Annotated in this window: 18 protein-coding genes and 1 riboswitch; of the genes, 10 read left to right on the top strand and 8 right to left on the bottom strand. The window is 46.7% G+C overall.

Annotated elements, in window-relative coordinates; genetic code table 11:
* Positions 1-117: 117 nt before the first annotated feature.
* The 4 genes from KNQ15_RS08845 to KNQ15_RS08830 form a co-directional block, all read right to left on the bottom strand.
* Positions 118-675: a nitroreductase family protein gene (locus KNQ15_RS08845; RefSeq protein ID WP_214728872.1), complete on the bottom strand. Its 558-nt coding sequence runs from the start codon at positions 673-675 to the stop codon at positions 118-120.
* Positions 676-799: 124 nt separating this feature from the next.
* Complete coding sequence (locus KNQ15_RS08840; protein WP_023466728.1) at positions 800-1,357, bottom strand: hypothetical protein; 558 nt, start codon at positions 1,355-1,357, stop codon at positions 800-802.
* 130 nt (positions 1,358-1,487) lie between these two features.
* Positions 1,488-3,179, bottom strand: coding sequence for a DHA2 family efflux MFS transporter permease subunit (locus KNQ15_RS08835; RefSeq protein WP_214728870.1), 1,692 nt, complete (start codon positions 3,177-3,179; stop codon positions 1,488-1,490).
* Positions 3,180-3,191: 12 nt separating this feature from the next.
* A complete protein-coding gene (locus tag KNQ15_RS08830) occupies positions 3,192-3,848 on the bottom strand; it encodes an HlyD family secretion protein (RefSeq protein WP_056064483.1) in 657 nt (218 codons plus the stop codon).
* Positions 3,849-4,040: 192 nt separating this feature from the next.
* On the opposite strand from KNQ15_RS08830, the gene KNQ15_RS08825 reads away from it, so the two are divergent.
* Complete coding sequence (locus KNQ15_RS08825) at positions 4,041-4,646, top strand: TetR/AcrR family transcriptional regulator (protein WP_051656326.1); 606 nt, start codon at positions 4,041-4,043, stop codon at positions 4,644-4,646.
* Positions 4,647-4,689: 43 nt separating this feature from the next.
* Here the strand turns inward: KNQ15_RS08825 and KNQ15_RS08820 are convergent, their stop codons facing one another.
* Together KNQ15_RS08820 and KNQ15_RS08815 are read right to left on the bottom strand one after the other, a co-directional pair.
* Complete coding sequence (locus KNQ15_RS08820) at positions 4,690-5,781, bottom strand: diguanylate cyclase (protein ID WP_251137642.1); 1,092 nt, start codon at positions 5,779-5,781, stop codon at positions 4,690-4,692.
* A 137-nt stretch (positions 5,782-5,918) separates the two neighbouring features.
* Positions 5,919-6,374 carry a MarR family winged helix-turn-helix transcriptional regulator gene (locus KNQ15_RS08815; protein ID WP_058265451.1) on the bottom strand — a complete coding sequence of 152 codons (456 nt, stop codon included), beginning with the start codon at positions 6,372-6,374 and terminating at the stop codon, positions 5,919-5,921.
* Between the two features lie 165 nt (positions 6,375-6,539).
* A riboswitch (Lysine riboswitch) is annotated at positions 6,540-6,728 on the top strand.
* 130 nt (positions 6,729-6,858) lie between these two features.
* On the opposite strand from KNQ15_RS08815, the gene KNQ15_RS08810 reads away from it, so the two are divergent.
* The 6 genes from KNQ15_RS08810 to bcaP all read left to right on the top strand — a co-directional run bounded on the left by KNQ15_RS08810 (position 6,859) and on the right by bcaP (position 14,539).
* A complete protein-coding gene (locus KNQ15_RS08810) occupies positions 6,859-8,340 on the top strand; it encodes an amino acid permease (protein WP_029343164.1) in 1,482 nt (493 codons plus the stop codon).
* Between the two features lie 153 nt (positions 8,341-8,493).
* A complete protein-coding gene (locus KNQ15_RS08805) occupies positions 8,494-10,254 on the top strand; it encodes a solute:sodium symporter family transporter (RefSeq protein WP_214728865.1) in 1,761 nt (586 codons plus the stop codon).
* Between the two features lie 60 nt (positions 10,255-10,314).
* Positions 10,315-10,497: a hypothetical protein gene (locus tag KNQ15_RS08800; RefSeq protein WP_029343166.1), complete on the top strand. Its 183-nt coding sequence runs from the start codon at positions 10,315-10,317 to the stop codon at positions 10,495-10,497.
* Positions 10,498-10,566: 69 nt separating this feature from the next.
* Positions 10,567-11,514: a peptide-methionine (S)-S-oxide reductase MsrA gene (gene msrA / locus KNQ15_RS08795; protein WP_029343167.1), complete on the top strand. Its 948-nt coding sequence runs from the start codon at positions 10,567-10,569 to the stop codon at positions 11,512-11,514.
* A 67-nt stretch (positions 11,515-11,581) separates the two neighbouring features.
* On the top strand, positions 11,582-12,877 hold the full coding sequence (locus KNQ15_RS08790) for a DUF2252 domain-containing protein (protein ID WP_029343168.1): 1,296 nt from the start codon (positions 11,582-11,584) through the stop codon (positions 12,875-12,877).
* 225 nt (positions 12,878-13,102) lie between these two features.
* Positions 13,103-14,539 (top strand): branched-chain amino acid transporter BcaP, encoded by a 1,437-nt coding sequence (bcaP, locus tag KNQ15_RS08785; protein WP_047391976.1) that lies wholly within the window; start codon positions 13,103-13,105, stop codon positions 14,537-14,539.
* Positions 14,540-14,585: 46 nt separating this feature from the next.
* Here the strand turns inward: bcaP and KNQ15_RS08780 are convergent, their stop codons facing one another.
* Together KNQ15_RS08780 and KNQ15_RS08775 are read right to left on the bottom strand one after the other, a co-directional pair.
* Positions 14,586-16,247: a glycerol-3-phosphate dehydrogenase/oxidase gene (locus KNQ15_RS08780; RefSeq protein WP_214728863.1), complete on the bottom strand. Its 1,662-nt coding sequence runs from the start codon at positions 16,245-16,247 to the stop codon at positions 14,586-14,588.
* Positions 16,248-16,279: 32 nt separating this feature from the next.
* Positions 16,280-17,248, bottom strand: a complete 969-nt coding sequence (locus KNQ15_RS08775) for a Gfo/Idh/MocA family oxidoreductase (RefSeq protein ID WP_214728861.1) — start codon at positions 17,246-17,248, stop codon at positions 16,280-16,282.
* Between the two features lie 57 nt (positions 17,249-17,305).
* Here KNQ15_RS08775 and KNQ15_RS08770 point away from each other — a divergent pair, with 57 nt between their 5' ends.
* The 3 genes from KNQ15_RS08770 to KNQ15_RS08760 all read left to right on the top strand — a co-directional run bounded on the left by KNQ15_RS08770 (position 17,306) and on the right by KNQ15_RS08760 (position 19,069).
* Entirely contained in the window at positions 17,306-17,572 is a 267-nt protein-coding gene (locus KNQ15_RS08770) for a DUF5327 family protein (protein ID WP_058704595.1), read from the top strand.
* A gap of 60 nt (positions 17,573-17,632) precedes the next feature.
* Complete coding sequence (locus KNQ15_RS08765) at positions 17,633-18,283, top strand: SDR family NAD(P)-dependent oxidoreductase (protein ID WP_029343173.1); 651 nt, start codon at positions 17,633-17,635, stop codon at positions 18,281-18,283.
* Positions 18,284-18,358: 75 nt separating this feature from the next.
* The gene (locus KNQ15_RS08760) at positions 18,359-19,069 is read left to right on the top strand and encodes a thermonuclease family protein (RefSeq protein ID WP_353048904.1); all 711 of its coding nucleotides are present in this window, start codon (positions 18,359-18,361) and stop codon (positions 19,067-19,069) included.
* The last annotated feature ends 29 nt before the right edge of the window (positions 19,070-19,098 follow it).

The following is a 19,098-nucleotide window of genomic DNA, read 5'->3' as shown; positions in this document are numbered from 1 at the left end:
CAGAAAAACGTTCCGATTGCGTCTCCGTTTGGGGAGAGAGACGTCATCGGAACGTTTTTATTTTTGAATTGGGGCTTGATTGGCGCGAGCAGGGGTAGCTCGCAGAATGCGCACCTCTTAAAAGTGCGTCAACTTGTCCTTTGCGGACGTTCTAGGTTTGACAGGTGGAACGATGGCAGGCCAGCCGATTTGAATGACGCCGAGAACGCGTTCGTTTTCAGAAGCGTCAACGAGTGAGGCATACTCTGGTGTGAACCAGTGTTTTCCGCTCTTCCAGCAACACCCAAGACCTCGTTCTGTTGCTACTAACTGCAGATTTTGAATCATCGCAGCTGTTGCAAGTGTATCCTCTAGCTGTTGATCCGGTGTCCCTTGTACCTGACAAAGTACCGTTAAATAAACCGGGACTTCCCGTAATTTTTGTTCAGCCTGTTGACGTTGTTCAGACGTTTTCGTCTCGAATTGACCACGTGCTGTCAGCAATTCCATCAAGGCATCGACATACCGTGTTTGTCCGTCTTCGATTGCGAGAACAAAGCGCCAAGGCTCTCGTAATTTATGATTCGGGGCATAAATCGCCGTGTCGAGTAATGCTTCTACCAATTCGACCGGAACGGGTTGTTCCGCATAGGACCGGATCGACCGGCGTGTTTCAATCACTTGTTGGGCATGCATCCGTTTCATCTCCTCACTGAGTACTTTTTCACTATAAATGATAACGATTATCATTGTCAATGTTATTTGTCAGAAAACAAAAAAGACGATTCCCAAGAGGAAATCATCTTTCGTTAGATTCGGATTAAGAAGCTTTTCGTTCCTCGTCTTGATCTTGAGCAACAGTCGTTAGTTTCTTTTTCATAAGACGAATCCGGTATAGGGCAAATAGATAATGGGCGAAATAGATCGTAAAACCAAGGAAAATCGTCAGTGCTACATGAATTTGAACGCCGGGAACAGCATGAAGCTGAATGAAGAGCAAGACAGCCATTGCCATCGTATAAAGCACCATTTCCACCGATTGTGGCATGACGCGTTGACGTTTTAAGAAAAAGGAACGCATGAGTGGCAGGACGACGAGACTGACGAGACGATCAACCAGTCCGATGACGAGGACGCTGATCACCATCGCTAAACCATTTTCAAAAGCGATTAACCGTGGGAAGACAAGATAAGTGACGAGTAATAGTGGTCCAACTAATAAAAAGATTGAAATCGAGGCACGTGCGAATACGAAGAGCCCGTTGACACTTGTTAAAAAGGCACGAACGATCTTTTGTGACCAAGGGGATGGTCGACCAACTTGCCAAGCAAAACAACAAGCAAAGATGAACGCATAAAATTGCAGAAAGGCAACCATAAAGCATCTCCTTTAGATATGAAACTCATTGTCCCTAGTGTATCGATTTTAAGGCTGAAGTGCAAAGAAGAACTTTTCGTAAAGTATAAGAAAAGACCAGCTGATAGGACATCAACTGGTCTGTCGTCAATCAATCCAGATTCGGTTCTTTTTTTCCGTGCAAGAAGAAGGACAGAATCAGTGCAAGCGCAGATAAAACGGTCGCAATCCAGAACGCATCGGTGATCCCTTGGATTGTTGCTTGTTTCGTCAGCATCGTAAACCAACTCGTCGAAGCGGCTTGTGAGCTACCCAGCTGTTGTCCAAGATCGTTTAAATGTTGCGAAAGCGTTGGGTCGAGCGTCGTGAACTGATTCGCGTCGTCTGCCAAATGAGCCGTCGTTTGACGGGTCATGACGGTGACGAGAATCGCGGTTCCGATAGATCCAGCGACTTGACGGAGTGTGTTTTGCGTCGCGTTTCCGTGTGGGATCATCTTCATCGGTAAGGCATTCATACCGGCAGTCATGATCGGCATCATGATGAACGCCATACCGAATGACCGAAGCATGTAGATCCCCATGATGGAGTAATACGACGTATCCATGTTCAATTGCGTCAGTTCCCATGTTCCGTAGGTCATTAACGTCAAACCGAAGATGGCAAGTGGACGAATACCGAAACGGTCAAATAACCGACCGGCAATCGGTCCGGTGATTCCCATGATCAGTGATCCGGGTAAGAGGAGCAGACCGGAGTCGACCGGTGAAAAACCGCGAATGCTTTGAAGGTAAATCGGCAAAAGTAACATCCCGCCGAACAAAGCCATCGTGACGATGACGTTGATGAAGAGGGTGAACGAAAATTCCGGTACCTTTAACACGCGAATATTCAACATCGGATCTTCCATCGACAGCTCACGCATCGCAAAAGCGGCAATTCCAATTAAGCCGATGACGATCGTGCTGATGACGATCGGGCTATCCCAGCCGTCATTCCCGGCTTCACTGAATCCGTAAAGGAGACTCCCGAATCCGATCGTACTGAATAAGACGCCCAGTGCATCAAAAGAAGGTTTCGAGAGGGGCTGTGTCAGTCGGAACCAGGCAGCACCAAGTAACAATGTCACTAATCCAAAGAACGACATCGCGTAAAACATGACGTGCCAATCATAGTTTTGGATGACATATCCCGTGATCGTAGGTCCGACAGCAGGAGCGAGAATCATCGCGATTCCAAGCATCCCCATGGCAGCTCCGCGCTTATGCGGTGGGAACAACGTCATGAAGACGTTTGATCCGAGTGGCATCAAAATACCAGCCCCCGCTGCCTGAACGACACGACCGATCATCATGACCGGGAAGTTCATTGCCATCGAACAAATGATGGATCCGAAGAAAAAGAGCGTCATCGAAGCGAGGAACAGCTGGCGGAACGTATAGCTTCGCATCAAAAAGGCACTGATCGGAATCAAAATCCCGTTGACGAGCATGAAGCCTGTCGTCAACCACTGGGCAGTGGAAGTCGATACGTTAAAGTCATTGATTAGAACCGGTAACGCGACATTAATCAACGTTTGGTTCAAAATAGCAATGAACATACCGATTAGTAAGACCGTTAGTACTTTCGGGATACTGACGTTTTCCGTCGATACCTGTTTTGAAGGTGTTGCGACTGGTGGTGTCACGGTCATCGTCGGTTCCGCATCGAGGGATTCCTCAAGTGTTGGTCCGTCAGTCGCCAGTGCCATGTCGGATTGGCGACTTCGACGGGCGATCCAGTTGACGCCGATGATGATCAGAATCGTGAACGCACTATATCCGAACAAGAAGGTAGTAGACATGAACGTCCCTCCTTAATCCTTATGAATGCGGACGGTCACATTCATACCAGGTCGAATGTCGAGTGATTTTTCTTGCGAGAGTGATACTTTAACGGGAATGACTTGTGCGACTTTCGTGTAGTTCGCGTTTCCGTTTGAAGAAGGCATCATTGAGAACGTAGAAGCCGTCGTCATCCCGATTTGCTCGACTTCACCAGAAAGTGTCGTATCCGGGTAGCTGTCGACATAGACATCCACTGTTTGTCCGACTTTGATTTCATCGATTTCTGTTTCTTCGATGTTCGCTGTGACCCAAAGGTCGTTTAAGTCAAAACCGTAAGCAAGTGGTGTACCTGCTGCGACGAAGCCATTCTTTGTCGCCATCGACTGAACGATCGTTGCTTTCGCAGGCATCGAAACAGAAAGATCTGTCGGTTTTTGTCCAGCTTGTGCAGTCATGATGTGACCAAGTGTTGCACCGCTGTCGAGCGATTCGCCTGTTTTTGCCGACCAGTCTGTTAATTTACCGGCGCTTGGACTCGCAATCGTTATCATTTTGCCATCGATTTTTGCATTGTCTGTTTTGACATAGCTCGTTGCTTGATCGTAATAGTAGTATCCGACAACACCACCACCAATCAAAACGATGAGTGTCACGATATTGATGATTAATAGTTTTTTCATACTCATGGGTGTGTTTGCATCCTTTCTTGTGTACAATCGATTCAAAAAAAGTACTCCTCTGGGGGGAGGAGTAATTAATATAGTTAATTATATGGATAGTTAGGTAACAAACAACCGACAATTTCCGACAAAATGTCGGAAAAATAGATGATAACGGATTCATTAATGAAAAGATGATGAAAAAGGAGTGAAATATGGATGAATGAGAGCCGTGATCCTCGACCAAAACGGTCACGTGACCGTATTACAATGGTATTATTTCGTTTACTGAAGACGCACAGCTTCTCAAGTATTACGGTCAAAATGTTGACGGATGGAGCCGGTGTGAACCGTTCGACCTTCTACGCACACTATACGGATAAGTATGATTTGCTTGACCAAATCGTTGAGGAGCAAATGAAGGCACTTGAACAAGCGATTCGGATCACCGGTACAGGAACTGCCTTTCCGACAGTCGAGCAGGTGAGTCGCTATTTTGCTCGGTTGTTCATTCATATCGAAGAAAATGAATTATTCTATCAGACGATGCTTGTTCAAGGACCGATCAAAACGTTCATCTCGCGCTTTCTCGATACGTTGAAAGAGAATTACCGACTAATGTTTCGACCGCAAATCACAGAAGAAGCTACGTTCGTCGATCGGGACTTATTATTAAACTATGTCATTGGTGGACAGTTGGGATTGTTGATTTCTTGGTTACGAAACGGTCGACCGTATTCATCAGAGTATATGGCAGAACAATTAAGTCGGATGATCGTCTTTGGAACAGTAGAAAGCATCGGTTTTCCTAAAGAGCCGGAATGAAGACGTAAAAAAAGACACTTCCCTACGGAAGTGTCCAGTCAGGTTAAGCTTGTCGGAATGCAAGTTCTTTCGTGTAGATCGTACTCCGATTCCGTCCGCTTTCTTTTGAGTAATACAACGCTTTATCTGCCTGTTGTAATGCTTCAAGTGACGTATGAGAACCACTAGAATGTGCGATTCCAAGCGAAATCGTGATTTGTAGATCAGGTACATCTGCTGTCGGGAACAGGTTACGTGCGACCGTCAGCCGAGCTAGTTCTGCGATTTTTTGCGCTTCTTTCGCCGAAGTACTTGGTAAGATGATTAAAAATTCTTCACCACCGTACCGTCCGACGAGGTCGTCTGGACGCGTCAAGGAAGCAAGAGTCATGCCGAGTTGGCGTAACACATCATCGCCCGCATCATGACCATATGTATCATTGACATGCTTGAAGAAATCGATATCGATGAGTACAAGCGAATAGCCTTGGTCGGTCGAACCGACAAGCGAAAGGGAGTCATCAAGACGACGACGATTGGCGAGCCCTGTCAATGCATCCGTCATGGCGAGTTTCTGCTGATACTGGATGTTTTCGAAGTGACGGCGTAATTCCGTTAGCAATCGAAAAGCGACAAAGCCAGCTAATAAATTAAAGAAGACGTACGCAATCGAGATTTTAAAGAATGTCGACCAGCTGTGCGTCAGGATGTAGATGGCGGGTAGCGAATAGAGAATACCGACCAACACCATAAGCTGAAAATGACGCATCGAGACATGAACGAATCGACGAATGATTCCGATTGTCGTGATGAACAAGACGATGATCAGCGTAGATAAATAAAAACCTTCCATTTGATCAACTGGTGTTAAAAAGTAACGTGTCCCAATGATCATCGCACCCGCAACGATGGCGCTTGGAAAACCAACGAACAGCATGGCGATCGCGACGGGAACGATACGTAAATCAACACGGGCGACATCGATTTGGATCCCATTGAACATCAATAAAACCGCAACCAGACCACAGACCGCTCCGAGTATAAGTCGAATGCTCCATTTGGAGTTCAATGAAATACGCGGTTGATTTCGAAACGGTAAGAACAAGAGAGTAATCGTTGTAAACAGTAGACAAAAGTTAATGATGAATTGATTCATGATGGACAACAAATCCTCCCAACTCCCCCAGCTAACAGATTTCCATATATATACTTCCAGTATACTCAAGTAGATAACGGTTAGACAGAGGGAAATCTTTAGATAAAATAGAAAAAACGGTAGAAAATCTACCGTTTTTAAGAAGACGAAGTAAGTGTATCCTCATCCATCGTCTGTAAAATTTTATCAAAGACATGAACCATCGTTTCAAGCTCTTCTTCTGTCAATGTGCCGAAGCGGTCTTGTAAATAGTTTTTCCGGACGATTTCGAGATCCCGAAATGCACGTTCACCGTCCTCCGTCAAAGCGAGGACGATTGAACGACGATCTTCCGTCGAACGTGTTCGGGTGACATATCCTTGTTTATACAGTTTATCCGTCAAAGCAGTGACTTGACTCGTCGCGAGCTCAAATTGTTCCGCGAGAAGCGTCGGGCGCTGAGGACCATTTTCGGAAAGGCTTCGTAAGATGAAAAATTCACTCCGGGTCGCCGTTCCTTCAAATAGCCGGTTAAGTTCACGTCGCAGGGTACGAAGAATGACACGCATTTGTTCTTCGAGTCGATAAGTTAGCAAATCACGTTCCTGTGGCATGCAAGCAGCATCCTTTCTCTCAGTGGACTTCTACCATTTAGTGTACTAAACATATCGGATTTTTACCATCGACTACCCGATATTCGAAAAAGACAATTGACAATTTCGTGGCGATTTGTGTAATATGGCGTAGTAATAACTAACTTAATTCAGTTCTCACTCAACCAGTGGGATGGAGGTTGCAGTTCTTAAGAGTACGGTTACGGATGTCGTCAAGCGACAGATGAGGTGACCTGAAAGGAAGAATTGCCGAAATCAATCATCGCTTTGAAGATGATCGATTGGGATTAGATCAAATAGGTCTAATACTGTCACAAGTCGGGTATCACCTACTTGTGGAGAGCTATCTTTCACGACGGTAGAATGAGGCGCATCCATTTTATTATGTTGCGTTCTCATCTTCCATCTGGAAGATGAGGGCGCTTTTTGTTTTTTTATTCAAAAAGTGTCCTCTCAAAATTTATTAAAGAGAGAAGCGAACGAAATGAACAATCTAGATGTGAAACAAACAACAGATTCGACAGCAGAAGGATTAAAACGTGGATTACAAGCCCGTCACATGTCGATGATCGCCATCGGTGGAGCGATTGGAACAGGACTCTTCATTGCGTCCGGTGCTTCCGTCGCAGCAGCAGGACCAGGTGGTGCGCTCCTATCGTATGCAATCGTTGGTCTGATGGTCTACTTCCTAATGACAAGTCTTGGTGAAATGGCAGCGTACATGCCGGTCGCTGGATCCTTCTCGACATATGGAACGAAATTCGTCGATCCATCATTCGGCTTTGCACTCGGCTGGAACTACTGGTACAACTGGGCAGTCACGATCGCAGTCGAGCTCGTCGCAGCACAAATCGTCATGACGTATTGGTTCCCGGATGTTCCTGGATTTTATTTCAGTGCCTTGTTCCTCTTACTCATGATTGGCTTGAACTACTTCTCCGTTAAAGGATTCGGGGAAGCGGAGTATTGGTTCGCGATGATTAAAGTCGTTACCGTCATCGTCTTCTTAGTCGTCGGTGTTGCGATGATTTTCGGTGTCTTTACATCGGAGCCACCGGTTGGCTTTAAAAACTTTGCTCTTGGCGATGCACCGTTCGTCGGTGGGATTCCTGCCGTCATCGGAATCATTCTTGTTGCTGGATTCAGTTTCCAAGGAACGGAGCTCGTCGGGATTGCCGCGGGTGAGTCAGAAGACCCGAAAAAGAACGTTCCTAAAGCAGTCAAACAAGTTTTCTGGCGTATCTTACTTTTCTACGTCTTCGCGATTTTCGTCATCGGAATGCTCATTCCGTATACGAGTCCGAACTTGGTTTCGAATGACATTACGGACGTAGCGGTTAGTCCGTTTACGCTCGTCTTTGAAAAAGCAGGTCTTGCGTTCTCAGCAGCACTCATGAACGCTGTCATCTTGACGTCTGTTCTATCTGCCGGAAACTCAGGCATGTATGCTTCGACACGGATGCTGTATACACTTGCGCGCCAAGGCGATGCACCGAAGTTATTCGCGAAAGTCTCGAAAAACGGTGTACCCCGTAACGCCTTGCTTGCAACAGGTGCAGTCGGTGCGCTCTGTTTCTTGACGTCGATGTTTGGTGGACAAGTCTACCTGTGGTTACTCAATGCTTCCGGGATGACAGGATTCATCGCATGGCTCGGGATTGCGATCAGTCACTATCGCTTCCGTAAAGGATTCGTTGCACAAGGTCACTCGTTGAAAGACTTACCATATGTTGCACCAGCGTTCCCGTTCGGTCCGCTGTTCGCATTCGGTCTTTGTTTCCTTGTCATCGTTGGTCAAAACTATGCCGCATTCCTCGCTGATCAAATCGATTGGGTTGGGATTGCTGCGACGTACGTCGGTATTCCATTGTTCCTTGCCTTCTGGTTAGGACATAAATTCAAAAACCGGACGTCGATCGTTCGTTATGACGAGATGGACTTCCCAGAACATCCGCGTCAATCGTAATGTGTGAACCACCTTCTATAATGAAGGTGGTTTTTTTATTTCTTTAAATGAAAACGTTTTCTAAAATATAGTTTTGGAAAAGTATAAAAAAGGAATCAATGAATACATATTACAAGAATAGAAAACATGAATGAAGAATAGGGGGGAAGACGCATGACTACATCTGAATTATTTTTCACATTAGGTTCTGCAGCGTTTTTCATGTTGCTCGTTGCCTACATATCCTATCGATTGACGCGTGGGAAAACACAAGGCGTCGATGAATACTTCTTAGCGGGGCGAGGTCTAAGTGGCGTTTTCATTGCCGGATCATTACTACTGACGAATTTGTCGGCAGAACAGTTGATTGGACTCAATGGACAATCCTTCATGGGGAATATGTCGAGTATGGCATGGGAAGTTACGGCGGGATTTGCTGCAATCATCATGGCCATCTATCTGCTCCCGAAATTTCTCGGGCTAGGTATCTCGACATTACCGGAATACTTAAGTCACCGGTATGATGAGACGGTTCGCCGGATGACAGTCTTACTCTTTTTACTTGGATATATGTGTGTCACGATTCCTTCGATGCTTTATTCGGGTGGAATTGCTGTCTTGCAGCTGTTCGATGTTCCGGAATTATTTGGTCTCAGTTATACGCAATCCCTTTGGTTAGTCGTCTGGGTCGTTGGAATCATCGGAGCGATTTATGCAATTTTTGGAGGACTACGTGCGGTGGCTGTCTCCGATACCTTGAACGGGATTGGGCTTGTCTTCGTTGGATTCCTAGTTCCGGTGCTTGGCTTTATCGCGCTGGGTGACGGGAATTTGCTTCAAGGAATGAAGACGATTGCGACTGTGCAACCGGAGAAGCTGAACGCAATCGGAAGCTCAACCGATGCCGTTCCGTTCTTTTCGATTTTCACGGGCATCCTATTTGCGAACTTATTTTATTGGTCACTCAATCAATATGTCATTCAACGTGTGCTCGGGGCAAAAGATTTGAAGGAAGGACAGAAGGGCGTCTTGATGACAGGCTTCTTGAAGTTATTAGTTCCGATCTTCATGCTGATTCCTGGGATCATTGCCTATCACTTATATGGGAACACACTAACGAGCGGTGATCTATCATATCCTCGACTCATTACGGAGTTGTTGCCGGTCTCGCTGATGGGATTTTTCTTGGCTGTCTTACTCGGAGCTGTCTTCAGTTCGTTTAACTCGTTGCTCAACAGTATTGCGACACTTTTCGTACTCGATATCTATCAGCCGGTGTTTGCGAAAGAGGCGAGTGATGAACATTTGATTCGCGTCAGTAAATGGTTTGGAACGATCGTTGCCTTAATTTCTTTCATCATTGCGCCGTTCTTGATGTACGCGCCGGACGGCTTATGGAGTTTGATCCGGCAATTCACAGGATTTTTCAACATTCCAATTCTCGTCATCGTATTAATGGGGATTTTCATGAAACGAATTCCGGCGATTGCGGCGAAAATCGTCATTGTCTTTCACGTGTTCGCGTATTACTTATTCGTCTTCGGTTTCAAACAACTGTTTGGCTGGGATCATGGCATTAGCTATATTCATGGATACGGTATTCTACTCGTGATTGAAGTGCTATTCATGGTATTCATGGGGTATCGTTACCCAGCCGTCCAGTCAAGAAAGGTCAATCGACGACAGTCTGTCGAGCTCACTCCATGGAAGTTCGCGATTCCAGTATCGATCCTATTATGTACATCAATCATTTGGACGTACGTTCTGTTTTCAAAGATCGGACTGGCTTCGACAGCAGGTGTCGTGTCGAGTTGGTTCTGGCCGGTCACGTTAGGACTTGTCATTGCGACGATCGTATTATGGCGTGTGTCGCTAAACGCTTGGGAGGCGAAGTACCGGACCTATCTCGAAGAAGAGTACCGTCAAGTCGAATAATCCTCTCGCAGAAGGCATGACATATCAGGTAAGATGAAAGAAAAACAGGAGGCGATCTTCTTGAATTACTGGTACCACTTTAAGCGTGCCTTCCTACCGATCGCATTATTGCTTGTGACGCTTGCCTTGTACCAAATGATTTATCGTTTGAATAACATCTGGTATTCGTTTGGAGGACTTCTTCTTGTCTTTGCTGCGATTTACTTCGTCATGCGTCGTCTAAAAGCGAACCCAGAGGATTGAATGAGCAGGAAAGTCGAGTCCATTCTCTGAACGAGGTAAAATAGACACATACAGAGGAGGGGAAGATAGATGGCAAAAGCAATATTTGCAGGTGGTTGTTTCTGGTGCATGGTCAAGCCATTCCATAAATATGATGGTGTAGAGCAGGTCATTTCAGGATATACCGGTGGTCATACAGAGAACCCGACTTATAAAGAGGTCTGTTCGGAAACGACAGGTCATTTGGAGGCAGTTGAAGTCACGTACGATCCGTCCGTCATTACGTACGAAGAATTACTCGAGATCTTCTGGCGTCAAATCGACCCTACGGATGGCGGAGGTCAATTCAATGACCGTGGTGAATCATACCAACCGGCTATCTTTTATGTCGATGAAGCACAGCGTGAGGCAGCTGAACGTTCGAAAGCAGAGCTTGACGCATCAGGACGCTTCTCACGTCCGGTCGCGGTAGAGATTCGTCCAGAAAAGCCGTTTTGGCCAGCCGAGGAGTATCATCAAGATTATTATAAAAAAAATCCGTTCCGTTATCAGATGTATAGTGTCGGCTCAGGTCGCGCGAAATTCATCAAGGAAGCGTGGAAGGATCACGGTAAGGAAAAAGAACTGAAAGAACGTCTGACACCAATTCAGTATAAAGTCACACAAGAGAACGGGACAGAACCCGCTTTCCGTAACGAATACTGGGATGAAGAACGTCCAGGTCTTTATGTCGACATCGTCGATGGCACACCACTCTTCACATCGAAAGATAAGTTCCAGTCGAACTGTGGTTGGCCGAGCTTCGCTAAACCAATTTCAGAAGAGAAGATGGAAGTCGAACTCGACACGAGTCACGGGATGACGCGGACGGAAGTGCGTTCTGCGAATGCAGATAGTCATCTCGGTCATATCTTCGATGATGGTCCGACCGAACTTGGTGGTCTTCGCTATTGTATCAACTCAGCAGCGTTACGATTTATTCCGCTTGAAGAGCTTGATTCGGCAGGATATGGGGAATATAAAAAACATTTCGAGTAACATGTAAGGAGCAGTCAAACGATTTCGTTTTGACTGCTCTTTTTTCAAATGGAAGGGAGAGAATCGAATGTTTCGACCCGTATATGAAGAGATTCGACAAATGACGATTGCGAAGGTACTTGATTTTTACGATCATGAAATTCGTCAGCTCAATGAGCAAGCACGTCAGGAAAAGTACGACAAGATGAGTTTGAGTCCATTTCGCTTTTTCCGCGGGAGTTCACATCTGTTTTATTATGACGTGACGCGAATCCCTCTTGGTTTTGATACACCTCGTGATAAACCGACGTGGATTCAAGGCGATCTTCACTTTGAGAATTTTGGTGTTCATGGCAATGCGAAGGGAGAGATCATCTACGATATCAATGATTTTGATGAAGGGTACTTAGGATCTTATTTATATGATTTGATTCGCATGGCGGTCTCCGTCCGGTTGTTCGCTGAAGAGGCAGGATACGATCCGACTCCTGCGATTCGAAATTATGTCCTGGAATACTTACACGATTTAAAAAAGTACGCTCTCGGAAAAGATCCGAGTGATGTCTGTTTTACGCGGGATAATACGAAAGGACCAATCAAGAAGTTGATTAAAAAAGCAGAAAAGAAACGTGAAGAATTAATGGGAGAGCGGACGGAACTGGTGGATGGCGTGAGACGTTTTTGTACATTACCGGATATGGCAGCGGTAGATGATCCAACGCGAATAGCGATTGAGTCTGCTTGGTCCTCCTATATCGAGACGATTGACGCAGAGGATCGTCGTGACGAAGCGTTCTATACAATCAAGGATATCGTCCGGAAACTAGACAGTGGAACGGCATCGATTGGTCTTGAACGCTATTACATCTTGATTGAGGGGGAGGGAGGGGAAGAGGATTTGATTCTAGAGATGAAACAAGCTCAGACTTCTGTCCCTTCGTTGTTCCTTCCCGTCCATCGTCCAGAAGCAGAAACAGTTCATCAAGGACGCCGAATCATCACGTCCCAAAAAGCGATGCAGGCACATGAGGATCCATATCTTGGCTACCTGACGATTGGGAAAAAGGAATATTATGTACGTGAGCGCTCGCCATATAAGAAAAAACTAAAAGCAAAGCATATCAAAAGTCAGGAAGACCTTGAGAACGTATTGTGTATTCAAGGTCAAATCACCGCGAAAATCCATGCGCGGGCGGATCAGGACGCCGGGATTAAAGAAAAAATTTTGACACATCATGCGGATGTTGAAATCATCCAAGCCATTGGTGTTTCGGACACCGCTTTTTTAGAGCAAATCGAGCGTTGGTCAGAAGCCTACGTGACACGAACAAAGCTGGATTACCAAGTGTTTTTGGAGTGGGTGAAGACTCGCAAAACAAATTAAAAACCTAACAAACTGAGGCTTGTCAGATGGCTGTGTAACATGTGTTACACAGCCATCTTTTTTGTACGGATTTTTTTGTTTAACGAATGAAAGCGTTCAATAAAATAGAAATAGGTATAATGACCTATATCAATTTATCAGAAAACTTCGTAAATTTTTGATTAAGTTCTTGCGGACGACTCGCTCCGTAGGACGAATCATAACAGGTACAGGGGGAAATACATCATGAGTTTGACGCGGAAAAAAGATGTTTCCGCTATGATTGCTGCAAGTAAACGAAACAGTGGACTTGCTCGAAATCTTGGCGCGATGGATTTAACGTTTTTAGGAATTGGCGCCATCATCGGAACCGGAATCTTCGTTTTGACGGGAACAGGAGCATTGACTGCAGGACCAGGACTTATCGTATCATTCATCTTATCTGCCATCGCCTGTGGTCTAGCCGCTCTTGCTTACGCTGAATTCGCATCAACGATTCCGGTCAGTGGATCCGTCTATACGTACACGTACGCAACGATGGGAGAGATCTTTGCTTGGATCATCGGTTGGAACTTGATCCTCGAATATGGACTTGCCTCCAGTGCCGTTGCAGCAGGTTGGTCTGGGTACTTCCAGTCCTTACTTGCAGGATTCAACATCCATGTGCCAACAGCCTTATCAGCAGCTCCTGGAGCAGTCGAAGGAGCCAAGACATACTTCAACCTTCCAGCGTTCTTAATCCTCTTTGCCATTACGGCATTGTTGTCGATGGGAATCAAGGAAACGAAACGTGTCAACAACATCATGGTCGTCATCAAGGTTGCAGTCGTCATTCTCTTCATCGTTGTTGGTGTTGGCTACGTTGAGCCATCGAACTGGACACCGTTCACACCATTTGGTTGGGGAGGTGTCTTCTCGGGTGCCGCGATCGTCTTCTTCGCGTACATTGGTTTTGATGCCGTCACATCAGCAGCTGAAGAAGTCCGTGATCCGCAAAAGAACTTGCCACGCGGGATCATCGGTTCACTCGCTGTTTGTACAGTCCTTTACGTCATCGTCGCAGCCATCATGACAGGAATCGTACCGTACCAACAGTTCGCTGGTGTCGATCATCCAGTCTCACTTGCGATTCAAATGGCGGGTCAAAGCTGGGTAGCTGGATTCATCGATCTCGGTGCGATCCTCGGGATCACAACGGTCATTCTCGTCATGACTTACGGAATGGTGCGTCTTGCATTCGCCATCTCGCGTGACGGAATGTTCCCGAAAGTGTTCTCTGAAGTGCATCCGAAGTACCAAACACCATTCAAGGCGACTTGGATGATCGGACTGGGAAGCTCACTCGTTGCTGGTTTCGTTCCGCTCGATGTCATCGCAAACCTCGTCAACATGGGTACGCTCGCAGCATTCGTCTTGATCTCTGTCGCTGTCTTGATTCTTCGTAAGACACAGCCGGATCTCCCGCGTGCGTTCAAATGTCCAGGTATGCCATATGTGCCAATCGCAGCAATCGCTGCATGTCTCTTCTTGATGTTCAACTTGAAACTCGAGACATGGATTGCATTCGGAATCTGGCTTGCCATCGGTTTAGTCCTTTACTTTACGTTTGCACGTAAGAGTTCGAATTTACACCCAGGAAATATGCCGGCAGCGGAACTCGCTGCTTCGAAAGAAGAACAGTAACACACAAGAAGACCCGGTCGCCTGAAGGCGATCGGGTCTTTTGATGTTATGAAAGTGGAACAGGTCCTTTGACGCGGACCGCATCGAATTCACGACGAATACTTTCATTGGCTTTGGCTTCATCTTCTGCCGACCAGCCGAGTTCGCTACGCATTAAGGCGAGAACACCATCTGCGTACTGTTCAGCGTGAGGGAAATCAAAGAAGACGGCCGAGGCACGACGGTTCAAGAAGTCGCCGGGTTGCATGACGAGTTCAGCTTCTAATCCATATAGAAGGGCGCCGAACCAGTGTAACGGTAATTGATAACGAGCTGCCTCGTCGCCACGTGTCCGAATCAACTCGTAGACACGTTCGACGTTCGTACCGTAACGTTGGATGAGCCATGTCGCCTCATTCGGTGACAATCCGAGTGCTTCTCCTTTTGGTTGTTGTTCTTTCAAGTAGCGGGCAAATCCTTTACTTCCTTGTGGATGACCACCACCAAGCAAGATATCGTGCGTACGGGAAGCGAGGTAAATCCGATTTTCTTCTGTCTTGAATTGGTCTGCGACCATATCGATGATTCGTTCTGCCATCTTCCGGTACCCTGTCAACTTACCACCAGCGATTGACATCAGCCCGGATTTCGAGACGAAGATTTCATCTTTTCGGGACAGTTCACTCGGATCCTTTCCATCTTCATGAATGAGTGGACGAAGTCCGGACCATGTCGATTCAACGTGTTCAGGTCGTAACTCGACGTTGAACATTTGATTCGTCGCCTCTAAGATATAGTCCTGATCCTCGACAGTGACACCCGGCTCAAGAATATCTCCTTTATAATTCGTGTCGGTCGTTCCGACGTAGGTTTTCCCTTCGCGTGGAATCGCAAAAATCATCCGACCATCTGGAACGTCGAAATAAACGGCTTGTTGGAGTGGGAAATGCGCTTGATCGATGACGAGATGAATCCCTTTCGTCAGGTGAAGTGATTTCCCAGCTTTCGAACCATCTTTTTCGCGTAGTTCGTCGACCCATGGACCGGTTGCATTGATGATTTTCTTCGCCCGAATCGTATACGTTTTTTCACTTAAGACGTCACGGACTTCGACACCGACAACTTTTCCATTGTGGTAGACGAGCGATTCAGCCTTCGTATAGTTTACGGCACGTCCACCGTAACCAACGGCTGCCTTTAAGACTTCGACCGTCAGTCGGGCATCATCCGTTTTATATTCGACATAACGACCGCCGCCGACCAAGTGTTCCGAACGTAATAGTGGCTCGTAACGTAATGTTTCTTCTTTACTGAGCATCGTCCGGCGTTCATTGCGTTTGACGCCTGCGAGCTGGTCATAGACGCGTAAGCCGATCGATGTTGAGAAGCTACCGAACGTTCCGCCTTCGACGAGTGGAAGCATCATCCACTCCGGCGTCGTCACGTGTGGGGCGTTCTCATACACGATGGCACGTTCTTTTCCGACTTCGGCAACAAGTTTGATCTCAAACTGCTTTAGATAACGCAATCCACCATGGACGAGTTTCGTCGATCGGCTCGATGTCCCTTCGGCGAAGTCCTGCATCTCGATCAATCCTGTCCGCATGCCTCGACTTTGTGCGTCAAGCAGAATACCGGCTCCCGTGATACCGCCCCCGATAACGAGCACATCTAAAAGTTCTTGTCCCATCTCTTCTAACCAAGCTGTCCGTTCTGTACTTGAAAACATCTTGTCTTCCCCCTGTTCGTCTGAATGGATAGTTAGTCTACTTTTATCCATGTACCCGATTTTGCACTCTTTTGAGCACGATCAATGATTTTCATGACGAGTTCAGCCTGTTTCGGAGAGACAGGTGGTGTTGTCCGCTTACGAATAGCTGGCGCGAGATCTGTATAATAATCGCCAAATTGCCCGGAGACAAAAGGAAAGTCTTCAATGGGTCCGTTTGCTTCAGCCAACTGATAAGTCGTTCGTTTCGTATCGACTTCATCGACAAAATAGCTTGCTTGTGTCCCGTGTACCATTAGCGAAGGACCAACAGCCGGAACGATGGAACCGATGTGTAAAATAGCGCGTCGCGTACCGAATGCTAAAATCAGATGTGTATAGTCATCAACGATTCCACCTTGCCGTTGAATCGTTTGGTCACAAAAGACGCGATCCGGAATTTCATCGAAGGCGACGAGTGCTTGATCAATCAAGTGTGACCCCAGGTCATACAGTAGACCGGCACCGGGCACGTCCTGTTCGCGCCAACGATCTTCAACGTCTGGACGATAGCGATCATAATGCGCTTCGAACGTTTGGAGAGTGCCGAGACGTCCGGATTCGAGTAAGGTCATCAGCGTTCGAAAATCCTTCGTATACCGACGATTATGATAAACTGTCAGTAACCGATCGTGTACACGTGCTAGTTCTGTCAACGTTTCGGCTTCTTCGAGCGTGACAGTGAACGGTTTCTCGACGAGGACATCACAGCCCGATAGCAAAGCGAAGCGCGCAAGTGGATAATGTAGCTCATTTGCTGTCGCGATGACGACTAAATCGATCTGTTCTTTAGCGAGCAGGGCTTCAAGTGTCGAATAAACAGGTAGCGTCGCGTCATAAGCAGCGACTGCTTCCGGACGACTCGACTGAACAGCGACTAACTGATAATCAGGTGCGTGCAAATAAGGAGCATGTAAATGTTGACCGGCAAGACCAAAACCAACTAAAGCGGTACGAATCATGGAAAACACATCCTTTTCAAGTTCATACCCTCAATCTACCATAAGGAGGAATACAAGATGATTACGGAACAACACATCATCGAAAAGATGCGTCAAGCGATGCAACGCATTGAGCAAACGACAGGAGCCTCGCAGAAAGAGCAGATTGCAGCAATGAAGGCGTACTGTGAACTATTACTTGAATCTGAGGCGACATCAAGTTCAACGATATCGTTACCTACGTCAACACCTCAGGCAACACCAACAGTCGATCCGATGTTAGCGCGTTTCATGGGCGTTTCGCAGGAGAAAGAAGAAAAAGGCACTTCATTGCTTGATTTTTGAATGAAATGACGGGATTCAGGGAATAACCACCACAGTTGAAATCAGAAGGGGAGATGTGTCATGAAAACAGTAATCGTCATTGGAGCAGGACCAGGGAATGGATATGAGATCAGCAAACGATTCGGACAAGAAGGCTTTCAAGTCGTTTGTGCGGCGCGGACACAAGAAACACTCGCAGCCGTTATCACGGAACTAAAAGAAGCGGGTGTGGAAGCGGTCGGAGTGGAATGTGATGCTTCTCGAAAAGCCGATATCGCATCACTCATCGAATGGACAGAGGAGCAGTACGGACAAGTTGATGTCTTAGTCTATAATGCTTCGATTTTACATCAAGCGTCTGTCCTTGAAGTCTCAGCAGAACAGATTACGAAAGAGTTCGAAATCGATGTGCTCGGTGCACTGCATGCCGCACAACTCGTTGCTCCGTCGATGCAAGAACGGAAAGACGGCGCGATCCTGATTACTGGAGGCGGCGCTGCGATGCAAGCGATCAAATCGTTGCCAGGGCTTTCAATCGGGAAGGCAGGCGTTCGACAAGTGACGCATATGTTACATGATACATTGAAGGAAGACGGTGTCTACGTCGGAACTGTCACGATTGCCGGAGAAGTGAAGCGTGGCACGGCACTTGATCCAAAAAATGTAGCGGAAGCGTTCTATCAACTTTATACGAACCGAAATGAAGTCGAAACGGTTCTATCAGCAGACTAACGAATAACCAAGATAGCATATGCGGGTTCGGGCTTTGACCGGATCCGTATTTTCATGGAAAGGAGCGAAACAAAAGTGAGACGATACGCCATGATGAGTCTACTTTTTCTATTCGTTCTCATCGGTTGTGCACCAGAAGAAACCGATGTGCTTGGCATCAAACAACCGGATGACGAAAAGGTCACGAAGGCGACGGTCGAGCGCGTCATCGATGGGGATACGTTAAAAGTAAAGTTGGCGGATGGAAAAACGGAGGACGTTCGTCTACTCCTTGTCGATACACCAGAAACCGTCAAACCGGATACACCGGTTCAACCGTATGGAACGGAAGCTTCAGCGTTTACGAAAGAGACCTTACCGAGCGGAACAGCTATTCGGTTGGAGCGTGATCATTCCCGGACCGATGGATACGGAAGATTACTCGCATACGTCTGGTACGGTGATAAGATGTTGAATCAGGAGTTACTTCGAAAAGGGCTCGCACGTGTAGCGTTCGTCTATGAGCCGGATACACGTTATGTCGATATGTTCGAACAGATCGAACAGGAAGCCAAGCAGTCGAAGAAAAAGATTTGGGAGCACGATGGCTACGTCACAAATCGTGGCTTTGACGCTCAAGCGATTACAGAAACGAAATCCTGCGAAATCAAAGGCAACATCAATCGGTCAGGTAAAAAAATCTACCATGTACCGGGAGGGCAGTCCTACGATGAAGTGAAGCCGGAGCAACGATTCTGTACGGAAAAAGAAGCAGAAGAAGCCGGATTCGTCCGCGCTACACGCTAATGAATGCAAACAAAAAGCCATCTACCGAT

Origin of the sequence: Exiguobacterium sp. s168 (assembly GCF_018619035.1) — a bacterium.
Lineage (GTDB): Bacteria > Bacillota > Bacilli > Exiguobacteriales > Exiguobacteriaceae > Exiguobacterium_A > Exiguobacterium_A acetylicum.
This window is presented reverse-complemented; position numbering and strand designations above follow the sequence as displayed.

Coding starts and splice junctions, on each gene's coding strand:
- KNQ15_RS08845 (WP_214728872.1), bottom strand. CDS start 675: ATGCATGCCCAACAAGTGATTGAAACACGCCGGTCGATCCGGTCCTAT.
- KNQ15_RS08840 (WP_023466728.1), bottom strand. CDS start 1,357: ATGGTTGCCTTTCTGCAATTTTATGCGTTCATCTTTGCTTGTTGTTTT.
- KNQ15_RS08835 (WP_214728870.1), bottom strand. CDS start 3,179: ATGTCTACTACCTTCTTGTTCGGATATAGTGCGTTCACGATTCTGATC.
- KNQ15_RS08830 (WP_056064483.1), bottom strand. CDS start 3,848: ATGAGTATGAAAAAACTATTAATCATCAATATCGTGACACTCATCGTT.
- KNQ15_RS08825 (WP_051656326.1), top strand. CDS start 4,041: ATGAATGAGAGCCGTGATCCTCGACCAAAACGGTCACGTGACCGTATT.
- KNQ15_RS08820 (WP_251137642.1), bottom strand. CDS start 5,781: ATGAATCAATTCATCATTAACTTTTGTCTACTGTTTACAACGATTACT.
- KNQ15_RS08815 (WP_058265451.1), bottom strand. CDS start 6,374: ATGCCACAGGAACGTGATTTGCTAACTTATCGACTCGAAGAACAAATG.
- KNQ15_RS08810 (WP_029343164.1), top strand. CDS start 6,859: ATGAACAATCTAGATGTGAAACAAACAACAGATTCGACAGCAGAAGGA.
- KNQ15_RS08805 (WP_214728865.1), top strand. CDS start 8,494: ATGACTACATCTGAATTATTTTTCACATTAGGTTCTGCAGCGTTTTTC.
- msrA (WP_029343167.1), top strand. CDS start 10,567: ATGGCAAAAGCAATATTTGCAGGTGGTTGTTTCTGGTGCATGGTCAAG.
- KNQ15_RS08790 (WP_029343168.1), top strand. CDS start 11,582: ATGTTTCGACCCGTATATGAAGAGATTCGACAAATGACGATTGCGAAG.
- bcaP (WP_047391976.1), top strand. CDS start 13,103: ATGAGTTTGACGCGGAAAAAAGATGTTTCCGCTATGATTGCTGCAAGT.
- KNQ15_RS08780 (WP_214728863.1), bottom strand. CDS start 16,247: ATGTTTTCAAGTACAGAACGGACAGCTTGGTTAGAAGAGATGGGACAA.
- KNQ15_RS08775 (WP_214728861.1), bottom strand. CDS start 17,248: ATGATTCGTACCGCTTTAGTTGGTTTTGGTCTTGCCGGTCAACATTTA.
- KNQ15_RS08770 (WP_058704595.1), top strand. CDS start 17,306: ATGATTACGGAACAACACATCATCGAAAAGATGCGTCAAGCGATGCAA.
- KNQ15_RS08765 (WP_029343173.1), top strand. CDS start 17,633: ATGAAAACAGTAATCGTCATTGGAGCAGGACCAGGGAATGGATATGAG.